The sequence below is a fragment of the Methanomicrobium sp. W14 genome, assembly GCF_017875315.1.
Lineage (GTDB): Archaea > Halobacteriota > Methanomicrobia > Methanomicrobiales > Methanomicrobiaceae > Methanomicrobium.
The window spans coordinates 221,659-242,555 of sequence record NZ_JAGGMM010000002.1 but is presented as its reverse complement, the minus strand read 5'-3'; the positions used below and the strand labels follow the sequence as shown (position 1 = coordinate 242,555).

Here is a 20,897-nt window from a genome sequence, read left to right as displayed (position 1 = left end):
AAGAGCATCTGCTGCTTCAAAAATGATTTCAGGCATTTTTTTAGTCCTCTCCCTTTCCGTGGACCTGAACTGAAAGCTTAACTTCGCAGTTTCTTACAAAAGCTGCAATGTAGAAATTGCCCGCCTCATAAAAATTATGATAGTTTACCGTGTCCTGACCGGAGTTCTGCCCGTAAGAAAACTCTGATAGAAAGTCTGCCGAATTTGTCGTTTCATTAACCTTGTATACGGCAAAAACGACCTCTGAAAATGATGAAATACTGTCAACATCATTGTCAGGCTGAGTCGTCGGGGTTACTTCGTATTTGAGTCTCCATGCACCTGTTGGTGTAAAATACAGCTCACCTGATTTGGCGTAGTGTTTAGGGTTACTTATAATTTCATAGTTGATTATGTTCAGGTACCAGACCTGGTTATAGAAATTCTTATATGTGCTGTACCAGACGTCTTTCCAGTATTCGTCCCGGTTCTCCTCGTTTATCCTGTTTACCTCGTCTCCGACATAAACAGGAACCGGTATCTTAAGCCTTTCCGAAAGACTGTCGGTAAGATTTATCCTCTCCTCGTCTTCCAGGGGAGACGGAATTCTCAGAAGTGCTGTAAGCTTTGAGTCAAGAGTGTTGTCCTGAAAGATTTTTATATCGTTATTATCGTCTGCAGGACCTGTAACAATTTCAGGCTTCGCGTATGAAAGTTCGGCCGGGACCTGCCCCGGGACAGTGGTGTTGTCAAGAACGTCAATATATACATATGAGTCCTCACCTGTCCATGAGGCGTTGCTCATCTTAAAATAAGCCGGGTTGTCCCCGGCCGAAAGCTTATACCCGCCGGTATAATTCATACTCCCTGATTCTATATCCCATGTGCAGTTTTTCGCATACGCTTTTTCCCCGTCAGAAAATACTATTGTTGTATTGCCCTCAAAATACCCGTAACCGGGTTTGGAAGGCAGAAGAGCTGGAGCGGAATAGTCTTTTTTCTGTGGATAGCAGGTTACATCTCCGGCGTATTCTTCCTTTTTAAGGGTATAGGTCTTTCCGGAGACATCATCGTCGCTTCGAATCGCTACTGCGGGATACTGTTCTATAACGCTGCCCCTGTCGTACTGTTCGGGATAAACCAGAAATGCAACCGGGTAACCCATTTTTGTAAAAATTGACGCAGCAAGGATACTAATGTCCTCGGTATCGCCTTTTTGGTTCCGGATAGTTTCAACCGGATAGCGGTACATACCGTCAGAATAAGAAGTGTTAAAGCTGCCGGGGCTGTACTGGTGCAGAAACTCAACAGTGTTCATAATCGTGTCATAGTCGCCCCACCCTTTCTGTCTGGACTGCTCCAGAAGATAGTCCGCTATTCCTTCAACGACACCGCTGTCTCCCTCATAAACCACGTAGTCCTGGATATCGTCGGCCATGGTGTCAGGATAAATTTTATGCTCCTTATTCTCAAAATCAAGGTATGTCGAGTTTTTTATACTGAAGGTATACCTGAAAGGATAGCCTTTGTACTCCCAGCTGCTGTTAACGGTTGTTATGCCCGAATCCTTTACTGATGCCCGATACGTCTGTGTAGGCATTATAACGTCCGAAGTCTCAACAGGAACAGCGCTACCTGACGGGGAAACACCGGAATCAGGCGCTTTTTCCTCACCGCCAATAATTCCGGTCAGCTTAAGTCCAATAAGGGCACCTGCAATAATTATGCCTATTATTACGATAACTATGATTTTGTTGAGAATCTCCTGATCAAGAGTGAAAACCATGAAAGACTACCTCCTTTTGAGATAACAGAAAGTGCATAGCACCAGTAAAAATGAAAATACGGTTAACAAAACACCGTTCCCGGAAGTTTTTTTCGTAGGAGCTGACGTGGACTCATCTTTCTGTAGTCCGGGGGATGTCTTTTTTGCGGTCTGTTTCACTGTTGCCCGGGTAGTCTGCTGATGTGTTGCTGCGAAATACGACTCAGGGTCTTCAGGTTCGTAATCGACTGTAATATCTGTCACCCCGTGCTCTTCTGCAAAACCCTGCTCATGAAGAGTGAAGAAAAGTGCTTTTTCGTACTTTACTGCCTCGCATTTTATCAGGGCGACATAGTTTCCGACCTCCATATTAGCCGAGATATCTGAAGGTATGGTAAAAGTGAAGGTGCGTGAGTCCTCTCCTGTTTCAGTCTTGTCAGGATATGTCCGATCGCTGTATATCCTGTAAGTGCTCTGCGTCTTTCCGTCGTAATACATACTTTCGGTGTAAAGCGAAAGGGATAGTTCGTCTCCGTTTAGATCTATCTGGTTATACGGGTAATCTATCGGGCATTCAAGGTTTGTTACCCCTTTTATCTCTATAGAGTTCCCGACCTCGGCATATAAAACCGGAGAGAGTCTTATCGACGGCTTCTCTATATCAAACTCCTGGGTCACATATGAATCGTCTATACTAGGAGAATCAATTGCCTCTGTTATCGCGTTTAGTGCCGCATTTACCTGAAGGCCGGAGAGGTCAATCGTCTTTCCCGTAGTTGTCACAAGTTTTGTGATAGTCCCGTTGTAGCTGTTGCCCTCAGACGGATAGAGATCAAAGACCTGGTTGTTCATCGGGTGCTGGTAGACCACGTAATATGTGCCCTTCCCCATTGCGTTTGAAAAGCTTCTGCCCAAATCAAGGCCCGAATACCCGGGAAAGTCATTGGTTTCCGCCATTTCATCCAGTTGGTCGACAGAAACGCTGCTGCTGTCGGTTTTTAAAAGCGGGAAATTGGTGTATCCTGCATACCTGAAGTTGTTTCCGATTATGTAGTACCTTATGGTCCCCGTGTACTGGTTTCTTGCAGGACTTCCGCGTGCAGACCAGATGGATACAATATGGTCTCCCTGTGCAAAAAATCCCGGAGCCTCGTCAGGAAAGAGGACGTTTATTGATGCATCGTTAAGGTCAACGTCAGTGCAGTCCTCAGCATCGGTTTCACTTACTTCCCTCGAATCATACCCGCCGGGTGTTACAGTCGCAAAAACCGTATATGTTCCTGACGAAAGTCCTGTCTTTGAAGTATCCCAGTAAAAAGTAAAATCGGTCTGGCCTTTTGATACCGATACGTAATCAAAAGTAGAATTATCTCCGTCAACAACTGCAGTGTCCGGACTGGACGGTTTTGCACCGTTTGAATTAAGGTTAGGGCCTGTTATGTAAAAATATACGGTTGTATCACTTTTTGCCGATGCTCCAAGAGTCCCTTTAATCGGAATTCTGTCCCCAAGACAGTAGTACTCTTTTATGCCAAGTTTACTTTCCGAAAGTTCAATCTCCTGGCTTGTTCCCGGCTCAACCGCTATACGCGCTGTCGTTGAGTCATCAGGGTTATCCTTTTTGCAGACTTCTATTGTATACATGCTGGAAGTTCTGCTCTGACCCGCTGACCTTTCGGGAATATCCAGGGGAACATTTATGGTCCCGCTCCAGTCAGGATGAACTATTGCATAAGACTCGTTTATGTATTCGTCATAGTCGCCGTTTATATCAAGTTCAGGCCTTCCGTCCTTTGGATCATTGCTCTCTATAATATAATACATGTACGGCTCTCCGGTTATTGTCAGAGTCGCAGAATCCCCCCCCTGAACTGATGAAGGGTTAATCGCTGCATCAAGCTTGTAGTATATTACTTCAAAATCATAATCCGCCGTATAAAATACGTTGTTCCCGCTGTATGCCCTAAACTCCATACCATAGGAACCTTCTCCGAGATTCTGGTCGTCAATACTGAAAGCAAGAGTATTGTTGTCGTCCGAAGGGTCTTCAATCAGGTTTTTCAGTGATACTGTGTCACCGTTAATATTTGTGATGCTTTGACGTGAAGACCCGCCCGGTGCCATGAGCGTGTACTCATACCACGGACTCGTAAAATCCCCGTTCCCCGAGATTGCCGAGGAGTCTAGCTTAAACTGTACATCCATTGTCGCAGGAATTACGGCCGGCGTCTTTGTGTCCCCCGAAGCCGGGTTTACGTCTGTTCCTAGTTCAGTTCCGGTCCTGACCTCAATAGTCCCGGAAGGTTCTGAAACCGTGCAGATGGCATCTCCCCAGGACCCGTTGTATAATCTAAAAGAGCTGTCAAGGTATTCTGACTCAACGTTGACCGAACTTGACAGAACAGCACCGGAGTCAAGCTTCTGCATCGATTTTGCCGATTCACCGTCACGGTAGGCCAGCCATAAAGGAGGTTCCAGTGGCGTTGAAGGCTGCAGTTTTGAAAAATTAAGGTCCTGCTCACCGTTGAATATAGTGTCCCCCGGGTCTATTCCCGAGTTGCCGCCTTCAGGCGAGGCATACCTTGCCGCAGCAGGGTATACAACAGCAGAAATGAGAGAAAACAGCAGTAAAAGGCATATTATATAAGTTTTAGTTTTATTGGTTTTGCAGCAGCCAGCCATTATGAACTCCGGTAAAATGTACAATAACCTCTGCATACAAACTTATAAAAAATTTGTTTTTTACCAATTTTATTTGGAAATAACCGAAATATAAATTATTATTTTGAAAATAAATTATCTTGGTATTGATCAGATTTTTGAATAAATTAATAATAAAAGATATTAGTTGATTAAAATACATAATGTCAGAATAGTAAAAGATATTTATCAAGTTGATCAATACGCTTGTATAAGAACAACTATTTTTGTTTTACTGGAGGTTCTTGATGAAATGAATTTGGTAGATGCAAGGCTGAAAAGAAAAAAGAATGATATGCATTGCCGCAGTGTGGGGTGCATGTTAAATTATTCTTCTGAGGCCGTATCCCCGGTAATCGGGGTCATGTTAATGCTCGTTGTAACAATAATTGTCGCAGCGGCGGTTTCTGCGTATGCAGGAGGATTCGCTTCAAACCAGGAGCAGACGCCTACAGCCCAGCTGGACGTACAGCTGAAGCCCGGCGACGACGCACCGAGGTTTGTGATAACCCACCTCGGAGGAGACCCTCTTGACACAAGTGATCTCAAGATAATCACATATTACCATAAAATTACAAGACCAGGAAAAGCAGCTAGCGAAGAAGTTTTCAAGCACACCACTGATGGATCACTTAATCCTTCAGTTGCAGCAAATTACTTTGATTCAGTGGATTATTCTGCCGGGACTGGCTCTTCAGTATCAAACAACGGCTACCCGTGTACAGTCTCCAACGGAGACCCCGTCAAGTACTGGGGCAATTCCACAATGATGCCCGGAGACGTCTATACAACAACTGATGCCACGTCTCTTGAAAGTGTTACAACATCCAAAGATATAGGTGATGAGCCCATAGAGGTTGAGGTCATATACATCCCGTCAGGAGGAACTATTTACAGCGGCGAGGTGATCGCCTGATGAAGAATCTTTTACAAAAAGAAGAAGGTGTGTCTCCGGTAATAGGGGTCATGCTCATGATAGTTGTAACGGTCATAATTGCAGCGGCGGTCTCGGCATTTGCTACCGGTCTTTCCGACACTTCGGCTGACACGCCTGTTGCAAATTTTGAATTTAAAGTATATTCTCATTACGTATTTGGAAGCACTTATAACAGTGGGACAACCCCATATCTTGAAGCAAGATTAAAAAGCGGAGAAGCAATCAACACCGAAAATCTTAAAATTATTTCACACTTCAAATACGCAAACGGTACAGAGGGTTCACATGAATTCATCAAATCAAACGTTAATCCAAGCGCAACAAGCGGAACTAAAAATGTTTTTATGAGTTTTTCAGGACCAGGAAATGAATTGTACTTCGGGGATACTGGTTCTTACTGGCATACAGGAGACAAATTTACAGGAGGAGTTGAGTATGTCTTAGGAATACCTGAAGACGAAACTAAGGCTGGTGATAAAATTGACATCGACATGGTGTACAAGCCGACGAACACAATTATCTGGTCTGATGAGGTGACAGTCATATGATCTCAAAAAAACATGAAGAGGCAGTGTCACCGGTAATAGGGGTCATGCTCATGATTGTCGTAACGATAATTGTCGCAGCAGCAGTCTCGGCATTTGCCGGGCAATATGCCAATGACGACAAAAAAGCACCAACTGCTGTAATTTCCTGCCAAGCACTATCAGACCGTCTTTTATTCACACACGAGTCCGGGGATTATGTTGACCTTATTGACTGCAACTTAGTACTTACAAACGGTGAAAATACAAGAAGATTTACAGGTGCAACGGACCTTGAAAAGGTGAGTATGGCAATTTACAGCATAAAAGACAGACAAATTAACACAGGAAATCAGTTCTATTTAGAGGCTGACAATAATGGAAGTTCAGCTGGCGGCGGATACCTTGGATGGGATGAAACATCTGACGACCCGGCGTTTTACCTTACAAAAGATGAGATCGGAACTTACAGGATACTTGACAGGGAAAGCGGCCAGACAATTTCTGAAGGGGTGATAAGTGTATGAAAAATGATGAGGCAGTATCCCCGGTAATAGGAGTCATGCTCATGATTGTCGTTACAATTGTAATTGCTGCGGCAGTATCGGCATTTGCAGGAAATATGGATCTTGACCAGAAAACAGGCCCTAATGTAAATCTTCAGTCAGAACTGGTTATGACATCAGCAGAACCAGTGACTGTAACATATACATATTACTGCCCTGATGACCTCAGTGCTGGAGAAGATCCCCTGGACGAATCAAGTTCTAAGAAGTACACTATTTCTCCCAATGGTGGACAACATGGAATTCTCTTTACGAACATAGGTGGAGACGCAATTGATCTTAAAGATCTCCAGATGGATGTATCCTCAAATAACTTCAATGTCCTAGTGGATTACACTGTCACAAGAGACCAGGCTTCAACAAATTCACTTCCTGATGGAAAAGTTGGCGATGATTATGACACATCTGGAGATATAATATACAGCATTGATATTTCAGACAGTAGTTATACGCTGGACGATGTGAAAGCAATGGCTACAAATCAGTCTAACAGGTATTTCGTTAAAATAAATCCTGAAACTACTGGAGATACAATCATACGCCCCGGGGACCAGTTCAAGTTTTATACTGACGATGGCTATCAAAGCTGGGCAATGAGCGCCAGAACCGGAGATGGATCATGGGCGGGTGGAAGAGAAAGTTTTGGTATGGATAAAGGGTCAGGAAATGAGTGGGTTCTATCGCACAAACCGTCTGGTGAAATACTTGCAAGCGGAGACATCTATTTCCCTGACAATAACTGAAAAAAACGAAATATGGATTTGAAGTGATGAAAAAATGAAGAAACTTATTAAAATCATAAAAACCAATGACGCGGTTTCACCTGTTATCGGTGTAATGCTGATGATAGTTGTAACAGTAGTTATTGCAGCCGTTGTCTCGGCATTTGCCAGTGATATGAGCGGCGGTCAGGACACTGCACCGGTTGCATCAATCCAGTGTAAAATCGTAAAAGAAGACACCAATACAATACTTACTTTCAAACACATATCAGGAGATTCGATAAACACTGCAAACCTGAAAATTATCGTAAGTTACACTGATTCAGGTGGTGCTCCTGTACAAAAAAGGTCAACAGGAGTTAATGTCGATGACCTTACAAATTCAAAAGGTGAAATTGTCAGCGGAAAAGTACCGTATCTTACTGATGTTAAGGAAGGCGATGTAGGCACTGAAAAGACAAATTTTGGCAGTTTTATGTGGAAAACCGGGCAGGTCCTCTCATCTGGAAGTCCAAAAGGGTTTAGTGGAATTATAGGTGTTTCTGATGTAAATATTGGGGATACCTTCAACATTAAACTTGTTGATACCAGCTCTCAAAAAGCAATAGTTGACCAGGATGTGACAGTACAATGAAGTCCCCAGTTGAAGAGGATGCTGTATCACCTGTTATCGGTGTAATGCTGATGATAGTTGTAACCATTATAATTGCAGCAGTAGTTTCTGCATTCGCAGGAGGTATGAGTGCAACCGAAGACAAAGTCCCTACAGCCGCTTTCACAGTTAGTGCTGATCTTGACGGAAATGGCACGATAATATTCAAAGACACAGGAGGAGACGAACTGATACTTGACGAAGTCCTTGTCCAGATGGAATACAACGATAGCACCATAACTCTGTCAAACCTTGATAAAATGGGAAAACGTGATTACAAATACCTCACAGAACTTGGTAATGACGCTGACGGATTTATCGCCGGCGGAGACAGGATGGTTCTCACATGCGACACAAACGATGAAACAAATAAACTATTAGTATTCCAGCCAACCGATGTTGAAACCAACTTCACAATACCATACTATGCACACGTCGATTATATGATAATCGATAAGGAAAGCTCAAAGGCAATACAGACAGGGAAGTTTATACTCAGATAAAGACAACTCAAAAAACCAATCCACGAATTTTAAATTTATTGCAGTTTTTGCAAGAATCAACTGCAATACTTTTTTGAAACAAGACTCAAATATTCACTAACCAATGATTTCCAGATCTTTTAAGACAGAATTCGCAGAACTTCAACAGTGAGATTTTTCATTGAAAATAAAATTATACGCACATCACACAATTATGGAGAACACTATGACCTGTGATTTTAACCATTACGAAATTACTGGTATAGCTATAACACTACCGAGAAATCCGGTTTGACTAAAATAAGATTACATAAAATACCAATATCTCCGATATAATAGTTGGATCAATTCAGAAATAATGATGCAACGATTTCTTTTCAGTGAAGTCAAAATTCATTGATGCAAAAAGGAGATGAAATTAATCATCTCTTATTTTCCGGATAGTGCAGTGTATTCAGAATTCATCCGAATATGTACAGATTTCCGTCGTTTCCGATAGTGTAAACATTACCGTTTGCAATAGCTGCGGTCGCTCCTCCGGCAGGGTAGAACCATTCAGTTGCACCAGTCTCAGCATTTAATGCGTAAGTCGTATTGTAGCAGAATGTACTCATATCACCGGACTCCTTTCCTACAAATGCATATCCGTCAGCAAGTGCAACAGAGCATGTCCATCCACCCATATCTTCATTCAGGCGGCTCCACTTAAGTGTACCGTTGGTGTAATAGCACCTAACTCCAGGAGCAGCTCTGCCCCATTCTCCTCCGTTCCATCCACCTGACACATAAATAAGACCATTTTCAGAGTCTATAGCAGGTGTTGCATCTGTTCTCTCAATAGTTTTACGGAACTGACGGGTACCGTCACTCTTGCTAAACTTGTAAAGGGCACCGTTGCCTGAGAAAGAGTACGATGTCACATAGACGTAATCGCCATCAATTGACGCGGAACCACAAAATTCTCCGCGACCAGTCTCTTCAATACCCCATACTTCCTGTCCTGTAGAAACATCTACCTTATATAATTCTCCTGCCTGATCACCGTCAGAATATCCATAACCAGTCAGGTAAACATATCCTGCAGGATCATACGCAGGGGTGCCCTGTGAATAAGTCATGTCATAATCCTGTGTGCAGGTGTTGTTGAATATCCAGTTCAGTTCTCCGTCGTCCTTGTCAAGGCAGTAATAATTTCCAGACCAGTCGCTGCAGAAGACATGGCTTCCGCCTATTGTCGGGCCCCCGTTGCAAATAACGCTACCAATCGTGGTGAAGTCCCATACTTCGTTTCCGGTTGCAACATTGACACAATACACTTTGTTGTCAGAGACAGCATATACATATGTCCCGTCGGTAGCAGGAGAAGACCATGAACCGTAGTGGACATCACGCGGAAGCGGGAAATTCCACTCAACTAAATGCGTGCTCTCATCAATGCAGGTAAGATATATCTGCGTAAGTCCGCTCGGCTCGTCAAAACCGGAATATCCAGTTAAAACAAATATATGCCCGTCCGCGATAACCGGATTCACTGTGCCTATCGCATTTACGTCAAGGCTTGTCACAGACTGGTTGTTTGAAACAAGGCCGGTTGAAGGTGAACTCCCGACATTTGCCGCATTGTACATAAACTGTGGCCAGTCGTTGGAAGACACACTCTGAAGCGTTGCTATGGCGTTTGCGGACGCCATTTTCATACCTTCGTTATAGTAGGTTGTCGCAGCGTCATCAGAAACTCCGTTTGAGACTTTGTCACTGTCATAGTAAGCAATGAACTGCCCGTTGTTCTGGTAGTCTGCTGCCATTGCAGAAGGCACAAAAAGTGCCAGAAGCATTAAACCTGCTATAATAAGCATTATATTTCTTTTTACCATTAACTATACTCCTGAATTCAATACTTTTCAGTTCGTTCTTATGCCGGGGTGGTGCCAGGCGGTGCCAGGACACTAAATAAACGCGTGCACCGGAAATACGGGGATAAGATTAAAAATCAACCCCCCATTTCAGGACTTTTTCATTGTACAGGTCCGTTTGCCGGCATTTAAGAAAACAAGGGTCCTTAAAAACCCTTATTCCGTCAGTACTGATTTTCCAAAAAAGCCTTTTTTGAGACTTTTTTCGCTGTTTTTTCAGCACTTTTCCAAGATTAAAAAGCAGATGACCCCCTGCCCCCATTTTCTTTTGAAAAGATCAGTAGAGACAAAATAGTTTGATCTAAAACAACTTATATTAAGGTTATGATATTGATTTTTCAAGTGAAAAATTTTCACCGAAGATATTCTCTCATGGCTATACCGGAAACTAACTTCCCAAATAATTTTTCATAGTGAAAAATATTCACAGATTCAGACAAACCTGACAAAATTATCGAAAATATTCAAAGGCGAAACTCTCAAAACCTGCCAAAAATATGCGCTTTGGAAATGAACTCTTAAAGACCGGGTCACAGACAGGAACAGAACTTATCCGTAAATACATCCAGGAAAGGAAAAAATTATCAAAAAAATATTTTAAACCAGAATATCTGAAAAAAATTTGGCACGGCTACAAAAAAATTAAAATTATACAGCAGGAACAGCTATCATCCCTGAAGAAACCGGCCTTCCTGTGGAATCATCAATAATCCGGTAGGTCAGAAAATCATCTGAGTCCACGTGAAACCTGTTTAAAGACCCCTCGCTTTTCCAGTATACACCGTCATCATCTGTCCCGTCAGCATAAAGGATGAATCTTCCGCCGACTGTTATTCTGCTTTTTTTGTCCCCATAGCTTTCCATATAGTCATCTAAACCGTTTCCGGAAGGATTGTCGGAATTGCTTATAACAGTAGTCTCTTTTTCAGATGAACGGACACCAAGCTTTACAGTTATCCCGTTGAGGGAAACCGGGTCACCGCTGATGAGGTCGAATACGACATACGTATAATCGTCGCTGCCGCCAGGAACATGGAAATCAGAAGCGGCAATATTTGAGGATATCGTATCTTCGGACGAGGAAAACGAAAATCCTCCTGCAAAAACGCTTACTATACATGCCACAATGATAGTGATTGTCAGAAGAAGCATCACCCCGAAAACTTCGGACACACCGTCATCAGAAGAAACGATATTTTCCATAAGCCTCACACGAGTATGAACTCCTTTTTAAAGATTGTATTCCCGCTTGGAAGATACACAATGTCTATCTCAACAGACTCACCTGAATCAATAAGGTCTTCAAGTTCACTGCCGTCCGCCAAACCTAAAAAATCCGCTGTTGCCTTAAGGTCCCCCGTCCCGGCAGACATCCCCGCTTTCCAGACTGCATCTCCAAATTCAAGAGAAGAATCTGTCCCGTCCTGCGAATCATAGATATACGGAAGCCTTAAACCTGTGCCGTCAACATCAGTCAGGTACGAGTCCTTCGTCTGTTCATGTTTGACCATCTTCCCGTCGGCATTTTTTACCCAGGACACAATTTTGAGGTCTTCAGTCTTAAGATAATCACCACTCCTATGCTCGAATACAAGATTGAAATCGTCCCCCGACCCGTCGCATACAACGTCCAGACTCAACTGCGGTGTTTTTTCGTAACCAGTCGAGGCGCCGCCTATGAATGCGGACAATGTGGCTGCGACAACGATAGTTATTGCAAGCATCAGCATTACACCGATAACGGGCGACACCGCAAGGTCAGGCATTTCCCGTGCATTCGGACCGCCCATGAAGGAATACTCATAAGATATGGTTTTTTTAATCATAGTTTGTTGTTTAACAATTTAATATTACAGATTGTCCCTGAACAATTAATAATTTATGATGTTACCTACTTATCTGAATAAAAAAAACGGCGTAAAATATGGACGGCTACAGATCAATGGAGATTCATGCAGAATGCCCATTTAACCTGAATAAAACACTTTCCCTTGGCCAGGCCCCGCGGTGGGCATATAACAGGAAGACCGGATGGTGGTACGGGGTCGTAAAGGACTCGGTAATAAAGATCAGGCAGGATGGTAATATTCTTTACTTTTCAGGGTGCTCGGAAAAATTCTGCAGGGAATATTTCTCTCTCGAATATGATATCAAAGGGTTTTATAACCATTTCCCGGACGACCCGAACATGAAAAAGGCAATTGAAAAAAACTACGGGTTGAGAATAACAGTACAGGACCCGTGGGAGTGCCTGTGCTTTCAGCTATCGGTAAACAAAAAGCGTGTTATACCAAAGGTGGACAGTTTTACAAGAATTTCAAATAAACTGGGGGAGCCCATAGAGCTTGACGATATGACATTTCACACATACCCTTCAGCTGCGAATATCCTTGAAAAAGGAATATCTGCACTCAAATCATGCAATATAGGGTATAAAGCCAAAAACATCTATCTTGCCGCTGAAAAAACATCAGAAGACCCGCTGTGGACAAACAGGATACTAAATATGAGCAACAACGACGCGATATCGTATCTTTGCAATTTCAAGGGGATTAAGCCAAACGTCGCCGAATGGATACTTCTGTTTTCATTTAAGTGCTACAGTGTTTTTCCAGTTGACTCCCACATAAGAAAGTATTTCTTTGAGACATATCTGTCCGGTCTTCCACCCGTTAAAATATTTGATGCAACAACCGACAGAATAATAAAAAACAACGCAAGGGATTATTTTGGGGAATATTCCGGATATGCCCTTGAGTACCTCTTTGCAGAACGTCTGCGCCAGAAAAGGTTCTTCAAAATAACCTGACAATCACTTTTTTGATTATTAAAGAAATATACCAGCAAAAAACGTTTTTCCTTTTATTTTTGCTGAGTACCAAAACAAATATCCGGCAGACCCGCCATAATATATACCAATAAATTTTATCAGGAACAAACAATATGGATTTTGATGCGGAAGAAAATTGTGAGGCATTATCTCCGGTTGTGGGGGAAATGATGATGGTCGCACTTGCGATTCTGCTTGTCTCACTTTTTTCCGTAACTCTTCTTGGCCTTCTGCCGTCAGAGAGAAGTGATACCGTTGATATCCGGATGAATTACTCAATACAGGACAACACCATAACATTATGGCACAAGGGCGGAGACTGGATAAAAAAGTCTGAAATCAGGGTAATTGTTATACAGGGAGAAGGGAAGGATACCCATACTTATACTATAAAGCCTTCAGACGAGGGCTTTTCAATGAAAGGTGAATCCTTTGACCTTGGCGACAATATTACCGTCGACGTTTACAAAACCAGCAGTATCACACTTAAAGGAGGAGAGACTGTGAGGCTTGTAAGCGGTAAAAACACAATTTATTCAGGCGAGACCAGTCTCCAGGCTTAAAAAAACGAAAACACCTGACGATAAATCCTTAAATGTCCAATGCCAGACAGGCATCACCCGGATTTCAATAACATCGTTTTAAGCAACCGAACAACACAACGTTATTTTTATCAGTAAATACAGCACAATATGTATGCTTAAAACGGTGTGCAAAAAAGGCATTACGTTTTTTGTCTTTACTTTGCCGAGATAGTCTAGTCCGGAAAGGCGGTGGCCTCGAAAGCCACTGGTGCTCTGCACCTCGGGAGTTCAAATCTCCTTCTCGGCGTTTATCAGTTATACCTCTTGTAAAATGGGCTGAAAAAAGGGACAACCTGCACGAAAAGAAATGCACATTAAAGTGCAGAAACACCTGCTGCCCCTCAAAGCACTCCCGCCATCAGGAAAAATATAGGCAGCTTCTAAATTTAACTTCAAAAAGGTTTTGGAATCCGGGAAAGATTATTTTTTATTACAGGATTTAAAACAGATTCCTACTGGTCGGATATCATCTCGACTATTTTTTTTGCAGGAGAAGACAGGTGATAGCTTATGAATTTTCCGTCTTTTGTTGGGAAAACGGCCCCGGAGTCACAAAGCCTTTTCATATGCCACGATACGGTCGAACACGTCAGCCTTGCAAATGACACAATGTCGTTTCTTGACGCTCCCGGGCACTCGTAAAGATATCCGCATATTGCACGTTCGGTATCGTTTCTGATAACCGAAAGCATTTCCATCTCACCTGCTGAATATCTTCCGGAATTCTCAAAGTAGAAACTGCGCCTATTCTTCGTGAATACATATATTTTATGCCCGCGACGAAGCATTCCAAGATGATACTCAAGAGTACCTTTGTTGACACCAACCTCTTTTTCTATTCCGGTAAAACATACCCCGGGATTTTCCACGATAAAACTGTATATGCTTCCACGCAACTCATTGTCAAGAACTGCTTTATTATTCACGCGCCTGAAATTGAGCATCGTTAAACCAAGGCCGGTAAGGATAATCTGTGCCGGGACAACCAGAGACGGGGATATCGCAACAAGCATTACCGCGGCAAGCATAAGAGGTGAAACCTGCCACAGCTCAAGGGGGTCAGGCGCCAGAGAATCTCCCACCGGAGGGGAGTTTTCCCAGCTCTGGACGGAGTACTCAACAGAAGATGCTGATGCAGTATAAAAGGATATCAAAAATACAACCATCAGCAGAACGCCGGAAATCAGTTTAAACTCCTGTCTCACCACAATCCAACCTTTTTTAAATTTACATATCATATTATATCAATTTTCTGTGACAAATATAAAACGAAAAACTGACGAAAGCATAATGCAGCAGAAAACCTTAATATTACATTTAAAGTTCAAAAAAATTTACTGGTATGCGGATTGCTTAAAAGCATAAATCCGGAAGCATTAGATGCAACAAAGGTTTCAGACATCTCACAGAAATCATTTACATAAAGGACTTCAAGAAATAGTCAGAAAGGGCATCATAACAAAAATCAGAAATGGCAGTATAAAAGCCCCGTGCCTTAAAGCCTGAACCATCCGGGAACCTGAAAAACAATTACTGCCCGGAAAAAATATTATGGTGCGGAATAATACAGAAACACACAGCAAAATCAGAAAAACTTCTGGATTAAAAAAAATACGGAATACACCCGCATGAGCAAAAAAAGTCAGACAAATACTGCCCGCGGGGGTTATCAGAAATGAAAAATAAAATATCAATAAAAAAACACCATCAATTGCGTCCTGGAAGGCTGAATCACTCAGATGCAGGAAATAAAGTCCGGTATTTTAAATGCCAAAAGGCAGGATTTCTCTGTTTTGCATTTTTTTTGATTATTTCAGCAATATTCTGCATGCCGGCCTCTGCCAAAACAGACACAGGCGCCTCAATAGACCCCGTAACCGACCAGACAATATGGAATGAAAGACTTCAGATAACAGGGACTTACCCCAAAACCGAAGAAGTAACCGTATACGAGGACTTTCACTCTACCGACTGCTACGATGAGAACGGAACCTTTATAAAAGGCAGTTCAGGCTCAAAGTCCATAGAATTTACACTCAAACCTGATTCAAAGAAAAAATGGACATCCAGGATGAGCCTTAGCGATACACCCCCTGGCGACTACATATTCAGGGCATGGATTGAAGGCGATGAAGAAAACAGAATAGTAAAACTTGCCCATGTAACCTACACTTCCGCCGATGTTTTCAAAATTGAGCTTACTGGCCAGAACAGCACAGAAGAAAACGCTTCACCGGAAAAATCAGACGAAGACGAATTTTATGAGCAGAACTCATATTTAACGCCCGGTTTTGGTATAGATCTTACTCTTGAACCTGACCTGTCCTCAAGAGGAGGAAGAATTACCAAAGGGGATTCACTTAAAATAGACGGCCAGGGCCAGAAAGGAAAAGATATTCTGGTTCTTATTTCAAGATCGGATGAATACGGCGAATACACATTCAAAAAGTATGTGAAACCAAAAACCAGTACAAGCGGTTTCATTGTCTGGGACAATGAACTGTTGTCGTCAAATGAAACTATGAACATAATTTCAGGGAGATACTACATCTACGCCATTATGGGCACAAAGGATGAACTGTCAGAAATAGAGGAAAAACTTAACCAGACAGCTCCCTCCTCGTCAGGAGGATTATTAAAGGCAAACGAGGACGAAAACCCGTACCAGCAGTTCGTAATGCTTCTCGAAGAGCCCTGGATCAGGTTTTCAGGCACAGACAACGGAAAGATTCCAGACGCCGGTTTAGGCCGGCAGATAAACATTTCAGGAACAACCAACCTTGACAAAGGCACATGGGTAGTTGTTAAAATGCAAAATTATGATGAGAACAAAGCTAACAGAACGTTAACATCAATTATACCGGTATCAGAATCCAGGCCTTACAATACATGGTCAACAAATGTGTCATCATCAAACCTTGGCGTGGGAAATTACAGTGTAAAGGTAAGTGATTACGACAATAAAGCAGATGCTTCAGCCGGACTTGAAATCCGTAACAACAACAGTGTATATATACCGGAAACAGGTTCAGCATATGCACCAGGACTACAGAACAACCGGGATGAGCCTGAAAGTACTGCAACAGAAACTTCTGACCCGATAAACTCCTTTTTAAAGGACAGCCCGTTCACTACAATTATCATGATATTCGAAGGCATTATTGTAATAGGAATAATATTACTTGCCTTAAAAACAAGAAAATAATCTCTTTTTTAATCCGCCGCAAAAAAATGCGGACTGAAATAATTTTGAAACATCAAACTTCCACTGATGCAACAATAAATGCCTCAGATAGATAAAAGTGCAGATAAACTTACTGAAGACCTTTTATCACAGATTCAAGGTATTGTCTAAGCTTTTTTCTGAAGTCATCCCTTTTTATCCCGAATGCAGTATGATCCCTGAATTCCATAATTCTGTCCGCCTCCGAAACAAGAATATCCATTGTGGCTGCAGCAAAAACCACGGAAGACCCACCAAGCTTTTCCCTGTGTTTACGGCATATTAAAGACAGGGGTGTTACGTTCATACCCTGCATACAGTTCGGAACAAGAAGATTTGTCGCCGATTTGTCCTCGTCGACAACAATCACCTGTGCTTTTTTCCTTACAGCCTCCGAAAACTGTGCAGCCATACCCATAGAACCGCTGCCACTGCCGAACACACATTTGGGGCTTCCTGAAGCACCGGGCGGGAGGGCCGAAAAGAACATGCTTATATCAGAGCCTGATATATCAGATTCACAAGATTCCGCTGTCATGACACTTCCTGAAGTCACAACCTGCTCCCTCCCGTCACCGGGGAGGTGGTCGTCGCAGCCCGACCGGACAGTCTGAAGAAAAGTCGACTTTCCTTCAGCATTTGATCCTGTAACAGCAAAAACCTCCTTTTTCCTGATTCCAAGACCGGTAACGGATCCCCCGGAAGCCATAAGCTCCATTTCCACAGGTTCAAGCTCCAAAGGACAGACAAAAGGAACATTACTGCTTTTGCCAGGTCCTGCAATCCTGAAGTAACCCCTGTGTCTTGTGTATGTCCTTGCAGGAAGAGTGTTGTCCGCAATAAACGAAACAAGACCTGCCAAACTGAGATTTTTTCTTAAAAGCTTCTGGTCAAGAGAGCACATTGCTCCAGCTTCTGCGCTTTTTCTGCTGAATCTGAATGACAATTCTGCAACAGACTCAAGAAGTGATGAAAAAATTTCACCTGCACGACGGACATTTCCACAGACAGGGTCACCAGGGTATGGAACAGCTCCGCAAAGTGTAAGAAAAATTCCGTCATCGTTCATATAATTGTCAGGCCCGGCCTTCCAGAGCATCTGCCCGGTGCCGGAAGAGACCCTGCAGAACGTCACAGGTTCTATATTAGGTGAATAATTACCGGGACACCCGGTATCAAGCCCTCCAAGCGGGTGAAGAGCAGAAATTTCGCGGCATTTATCTTTTATTGACTCTATAAGCCCGGCCACCGCCCCGTCGTACCCTTCCTTTGCTTCGGGAAAGTCTTCCAGAAGGCGGCATTTTACAAATACCGGATACGAAAATATTAAAGATGTCCTGTCAGGTGATTTTGCAAAATAAAAATTTGTACCGGGTCTGATTCTTTTTTCGTCCAAAAATGCATCAGAGACTTCTGATTTTAAAAGTTCTGCCCTCATTGCAGACTGCCATGACACGGATACCACGGATATAAATATTCTTCTTCATATCTATTGAAGCCTGTACATTAACCAGAATTTTTTAAACTTAAACCCTAATTCAATCAAAATTCCGGAAAAAACGTGTTTCATATGCAAAAAACATTAAAAGGACAAACCGAAATTCCGTGCAGCATCTACAGAAAAGGTCACGAAAAATGGTTTTTTTAGTAATCGTAATTCATTACAAGGATCTCGTTTATATCTCCCCTTTTGCTCGCATCGGAATTTATGTTGCGCCTTGCACTGAGGCGTTCAATTTTAAACCTCCTGTACATGTCATCAAAATAATTGTCATCAGGACTGATGTTTTTCGGGTCAGAATTGCTGAGCATAAGTTTCGCATTTTTCATGTCGCACTGATTATAAAATTTAGCAAGACGCCTCTGGCATTTATCGTCAAAACCGTCACTTGAATAACCTGTAAAGGATGACGACGAATTAAGAGGCCTGTAAGGCGGATCAAAGTAAACAAAGGCATGGCTGTCGATGTACCCGGCCGAAAATTCAAAATCCCCAAGGTGTATAACGGTATTTTGAAGAAGATCGGAATCAGCCTTCAATAACTCCGGATAAACAATTTTAGGGTTTTTATAACGTCCGAACGGAACATTGAACTCTCCTTTTGAGTTGACACGAAACAAACCGTTAAAACAGGTTTTATTCAGAAATATGAGCTGTCCTGCACGCTCTATCCACGGTCTTCCATACCTGCCGAAATTTATGGAAGGTTTCGTGCGGTTGAATTCGTTTCTTACTGAATAATAATATTTTTTCCTCCCCTCATCATTCTTTGAAAGAAATTCACCTGCAACCACACAAAGGTACTCAACTAGTTCATCAACATCGTTTTTTATGACGTTATATACCAGAACAAGTTCACTGTTAACATCAAACAGGTGGCATTCATCAAAATTAAAAAGCTTGTTAAAATGAAAATAAACAGCGCCCCCACCTACAAAAGGTTCGACAAAAGCCGTAATCTCACCATTTTTAAGCTCACCGGGAATTCTTTTTGTAAATTCATCCAAAAGCTGGGTTTTCCCCCCTGCCCACTTAAGAAAAGGCTTTTCATTTATCCCCGGCATAATTCTGTCTCCTGAAAAACGGCACAGATCTCATCTGCATATAATCTGAACTTTAATCAATTTATGACTATAGTTTTAAGAATTACCCAAAAAAAAGGGTTTTTTGATCTGAGATCAATTATAAAAGTTGATGGATAATCCTATTTTTGGGACTACCCGAGGATCATATCCTTTAAATTCATGGTTTTCATGGACCCTTCATCCATTATAAAGGCAACTCCCCACCTGTCCATAGCCCACACCGACTTATCCGTAAGTTCTTCTGTAAGCGGTGAATATGAACTTAAGTCTGATTTTTTAATAAAATCACCGATGCTTTTTTTCTCCCCGAAATCGTCATTTAAAACTTTTAAAACCCTTTTCATCTCCTCAAAATATGACATAAGCTTATATGCTGTTCCGTCATATTTCGACGGATTCCAGTTCTTTATCAGATCTGCAAGGATCAAGATGTATTCATTCATCTTTTCCTTTGAAAAAAGGGTTCTTTCATCCCAGTATACTGCTTTTAATTTCTGCATATCAGTGATCTCCCGGAGCCGGACATCCAAAAAAAGGAAAAGTCATATAGATACCAGTATATCCAACGCTTCACCCCGCAACCCCCAGTTTGAATATATGTATATATATATGGAGTTCATACTGCATAAAATGAACGGCAGTTTCCATAATTATGTCTAAGAATAATGGAGGAAATGATAAATCAGAATAAATTTTTCATAATAATTATTACAATACCAGATCGTAAATATAAAATATCGGCCATGAAGGACTGATTTTCAGGGAATAAGTATATATTTACAAAGATTCACCATATGATTCTGCCAGCAGAGTGCTACAGTCGCTATTAACTTGAAAAGCAGGTATGGTAATGAAACTTACGCCTTAAAAGAGGAAATTAAAAATGCAGGAAAAGGAGGAAAAAAGCACGGATGAAGCCATGTGGAAAATTTCATCTGACTTTGCAGGGTACATGCCTCAGGCCTTTGACGATGAAATCAGGAAAATTTCAGCAGGAAAATATGATGCAAAGATAAAGGACGCAGAACTTAAAATATTCAGGGAAGCGGGAAAAAAAGGAAAAAAATACGCCACATATCTAAATCTTCCGCTGGACAACGCACTTGAAGTCGCAGAGGCTTTCCGGATGATAAATTCCGCCATTACAGGACCTGAAACTGAGTCTGAAACCATGAAGGGAAAAGGTGATACGGCAAAAATAACAATAAAAAAATGCCCTATTTGCTCAAAGTCGCTTGAAACAGGAACAGACAGGCGGATAGTATACGAAATGTGCATGAATTTCGCGGGTTCGGCCGTTGAAAATCTGAATCCTGCATATAAACTTGTTTTCCAGAAGTCTATCTGCAACTGCGACAGTTTATGCGAGATGATAGTTGTCAGGAGATATGCCTGACAACAGGCCCTTCAACCATCATTTAATGATTTCCTGTC

Annotated in this window: 19 protein-coding genes and 1 tRNA gene; 11 read left to right on the top strand and 9 right to left on the bottom strand. The window is 42.2% G+C overall.

Annotated elements, in window-relative coordinates:
* Positions 1 to 40: 40 nt before the first annotated feature.
* Together J2128_RS07080 and J2128_RS07075 are read right to left on the bottom strand one after the other, a co-directional pair.
* Complete coding sequence (locus J2128_RS07080; protein WP_209690444.1) at positions 41 to 1,765, bottom strand: hypothetical protein; 1,725 nt, start codon at positions 1,763 to 1,765, stop codon at positions 41 to 43.
* 6 nt (positions 1,766 to 1,771) lie between these two features.
* Positions 1,772 to 4,426: a hypothetical protein gene (locus J2128_RS07075; RefSeq protein WP_209690443.1), complete on the bottom strand. Its 2,655-nt coding sequence runs from the start codon at positions 4,424 to 4,426 to the stop codon at positions 1,772 to 1,774.
* Between the two features lie 271 nt (positions 4,427 to 4,697).
* On the opposite strand from J2128_RS07075, the gene J2128_RS07070 reads away from it, so the two are divergent.
* From J2128_RS07070 to J2128_RS07045, 6 genes are read left to right on the top strand one after another with little or no spacing between them, the layout of a single operon-like run.
* Entirely contained in the window at positions 4,698 to 5,360 is a 663-nt protein-coding gene (locus J2128_RS07070; protein ID WP_209690442.1) for a type IV pilin N-terminal domain-containing protein, read from the top strand.
* Positions 5,360 to 5,929 carry a type IV pilin N-terminal domain-containing protein gene (locus J2128_RS07065; protein ID WP_209690441.1) on the top strand — a complete coding sequence of 190 codons (570 nt, stop codon included), beginning with the start codon at positions 5,360 to 5,362 and terminating at the stop codon, positions 5,927 to 5,929. The genes J2128_RS07070 and J2128_RS07065 overlap by 1 nt, the downstream gene beginning before the upstream one ends.
* On the top strand, positions 5,926 to 6,432 hold the full coding sequence (locus J2128_RS07060) for a type IV pilin (protein ID WP_209690440.1): 507 nt from the start codon (positions 5,926 to 5,928) through the stop codon (positions 6,430 to 6,432). The genes J2128_RS07065 and J2128_RS07060 overlap by 4 nt, the downstream gene beginning before the upstream one ends.
* Positions 6,429 to 7,214, top strand: a complete 786-nt coding sequence (locus J2128_RS12720) for a type IV pilin N-terminal domain-containing protein (protein WP_245323455.1) — start codon at positions 6,429 to 6,431, stop codon at positions 7,212 to 7,214. Before J2128_RS07060 ends, J2128_RS12720 begins: the two co-directional genes overlap by 4 nt.
* 34 nt (positions 7,215 to 7,248) lie before the next feature.
* Positions 7,249 to 7,827 carry a type IV pilin N-terminal domain-containing protein gene (locus J2128_RS07050; RefSeq protein ID WP_209690439.1) on the top strand — a complete coding sequence of 193 codons (579 nt, stop codon included), beginning with the start codon at positions 7,249 to 7,251 and terminating at the stop codon, positions 7,825 to 7,827.
* A complete protein-coding gene (locus J2128_RS07045; RefSeq protein WP_209690438.1) occupies positions 7,824 to 8,348 on the top strand; it encodes a type IV pilin N-terminal domain-containing protein in 525 nt (174 codons plus the stop codon). Before J2128_RS07050 ends, J2128_RS07045 begins: the two co-directional genes overlap by 4 nt.
* 440 nt (positions 8,349 to 8,788) lie before the next feature.
* On the opposite strand, the gene J2128_RS07040 is transcribed toward J2128_RS07045, so the two are convergent.
* The 3 genes from J2128_RS07040 to J2128_RS07030 form a co-directional block, all read right to left on the bottom strand.
* Positions 8,789 to 10,201, bottom strand: a complete 1,413-nt coding sequence (locus J2128_RS07040; protein ID WP_209690437.1) for a PQQ-binding-like beta-propeller repeat protein — start codon at positions 10,199 to 10,201, stop codon at positions 8,789 to 8,791.
* Positions 10,202 to 10,888: 687 nt separating this feature from the next.
* A complete protein-coding gene (locus J2128_RS07035) occupies positions 10,889 to 11,443 on the bottom strand; it encodes a type IV pilin (RefSeq protein WP_245323542.1) in 555 nt (184 codons plus the stop codon).
* A gap of 5 nt (positions 11,444 to 11,448) precedes the next feature.
* A complete protein-coding gene (locus tag J2128_RS07030) occupies positions 11,449 to 12,066 on the bottom strand; it encodes a type IV pilin N-terminal domain-containing protein (RefSeq protein ID WP_245323454.1) in 618 nt (205 codons plus the stop codon).
* Positions 12,067 to 12,164: 98 nt separating this feature from the next.
* Here J2128_RS07030 and J2128_RS07025 point away from each other — a divergent pair, with 98 nt between their 5' ends.
* The 3 genes from J2128_RS07025 to J2128_RS07015 all read left to right on the top strand — a co-directional run bounded on the left by J2128_RS07025 (position 12,165) and on the right by J2128_RS07015 (position 13,901).
* Positions 12,165 to 13,049 (top strand): DNA-3-methyladenine glycosylase, encoded by an 885-nt coding sequence (locus tag J2128_RS07025; RefSeq protein ID WP_209690435.1) that lies wholly within the window; start codon positions 12,165 to 12,167, stop codon positions 13,047 to 13,049.
* 134 nt (positions 13,050 to 13,183) lie between these two features.
* Positions 13,184 to 13,633, top strand: coding sequence for a type IV pilin (locus J2128_RS07020; protein WP_209690434.1), 450 nt, complete (start codon positions 13,184 to 13,186; stop codon positions 13,631 to 13,633).
* Positions 13,634 to 13,816: 183 nt separating this feature from the next.
* Positions 13,817 to 13,901: transfer RNA gene (locus tag J2128_RS07015), tRNA-Ser, on the top strand.
* Between the two features lie 205 nt (positions 13,902 to 14,106).
* Here the strand turns inward: J2128_RS07015 and J2128_RS07010 are convergent.
* Positions 14,107 to 14,862 (bottom strand): winged helix-turn-helix transcriptional regulator, encoded by a 756-nt coding sequence (locus tag J2128_RS07010; protein ID WP_348632374.1) that lies wholly within the window; start codon positions 14,860 to 14,862, stop codon positions 14,107 to 14,109.
* Positions 14,863 to 15,482: 620 nt separating this feature from the next.
* Between J2128_RS07010 and J2128_RS07005 the strand changes: the two genes are divergently transcribed.
* Complete coding sequence (locus tag J2128_RS07005; protein ID WP_209690432.1) at positions 15,483 to 16,859, top strand: hypothetical protein; 1,377 nt, start codon at positions 15,483 to 15,485, stop codon at positions 16,857 to 16,859.
* Between the two features lie 109 nt (positions 16,860 to 16,968).
* Here the strand turns inward: J2128_RS07005 and J2128_RS07000 are convergent, their stop codons facing one another.
* The 3 genes from J2128_RS07000 to J2128_RS06990 form a co-directional block, all read right to left on the bottom strand.
* Entirely contained in the window at positions 16,969 to 18,315 is a 1,347-nt protein-coding gene (locus J2128_RS07000) for a P-loop domain-containing protein (protein WP_209690431.1), read from the bottom strand.
* Positions 18,316 to 18,521: 206 nt separating this feature from the next.
* Positions 18,522 to 19,442, bottom strand: coding sequence for a Dam family site-specific DNA-(adenine-N6)-methyltransferase (locus J2128_RS06995; RefSeq protein WP_209690430.1), 921 nt, complete (start codon positions 19,440 to 19,442; stop codon positions 18,522 to 18,524).
* Between the two features lie 152 nt (positions 19,443 to 19,594).
* Positions 19,595 to 19,963: a hypothetical protein gene (locus J2128_RS06990; RefSeq protein WP_209690429.1), complete on the bottom strand. Its 369-nt coding sequence runs from the start codon at positions 19,961 to 19,963 to the stop codon at positions 19,595 to 19,597.
* Positions 19,964 to 20,346: 383 nt separating this feature from the next.
* On the opposite strand from J2128_RS06990, the gene J2128_RS06985 reads away from it, so the two are divergent.
* Positions 20,347 to 20,859 (top strand): hypothetical protein, encoded by a 513-nt coding sequence (locus tag J2128_RS06985; RefSeq protein WP_209690428.1) that lies wholly within the window; start codon positions 20,347 to 20,349, stop codon positions 20,857 to 20,859.
* The last annotated feature ends 38 nt before the right edge of the window (positions 20,860 to 20,897 follow it).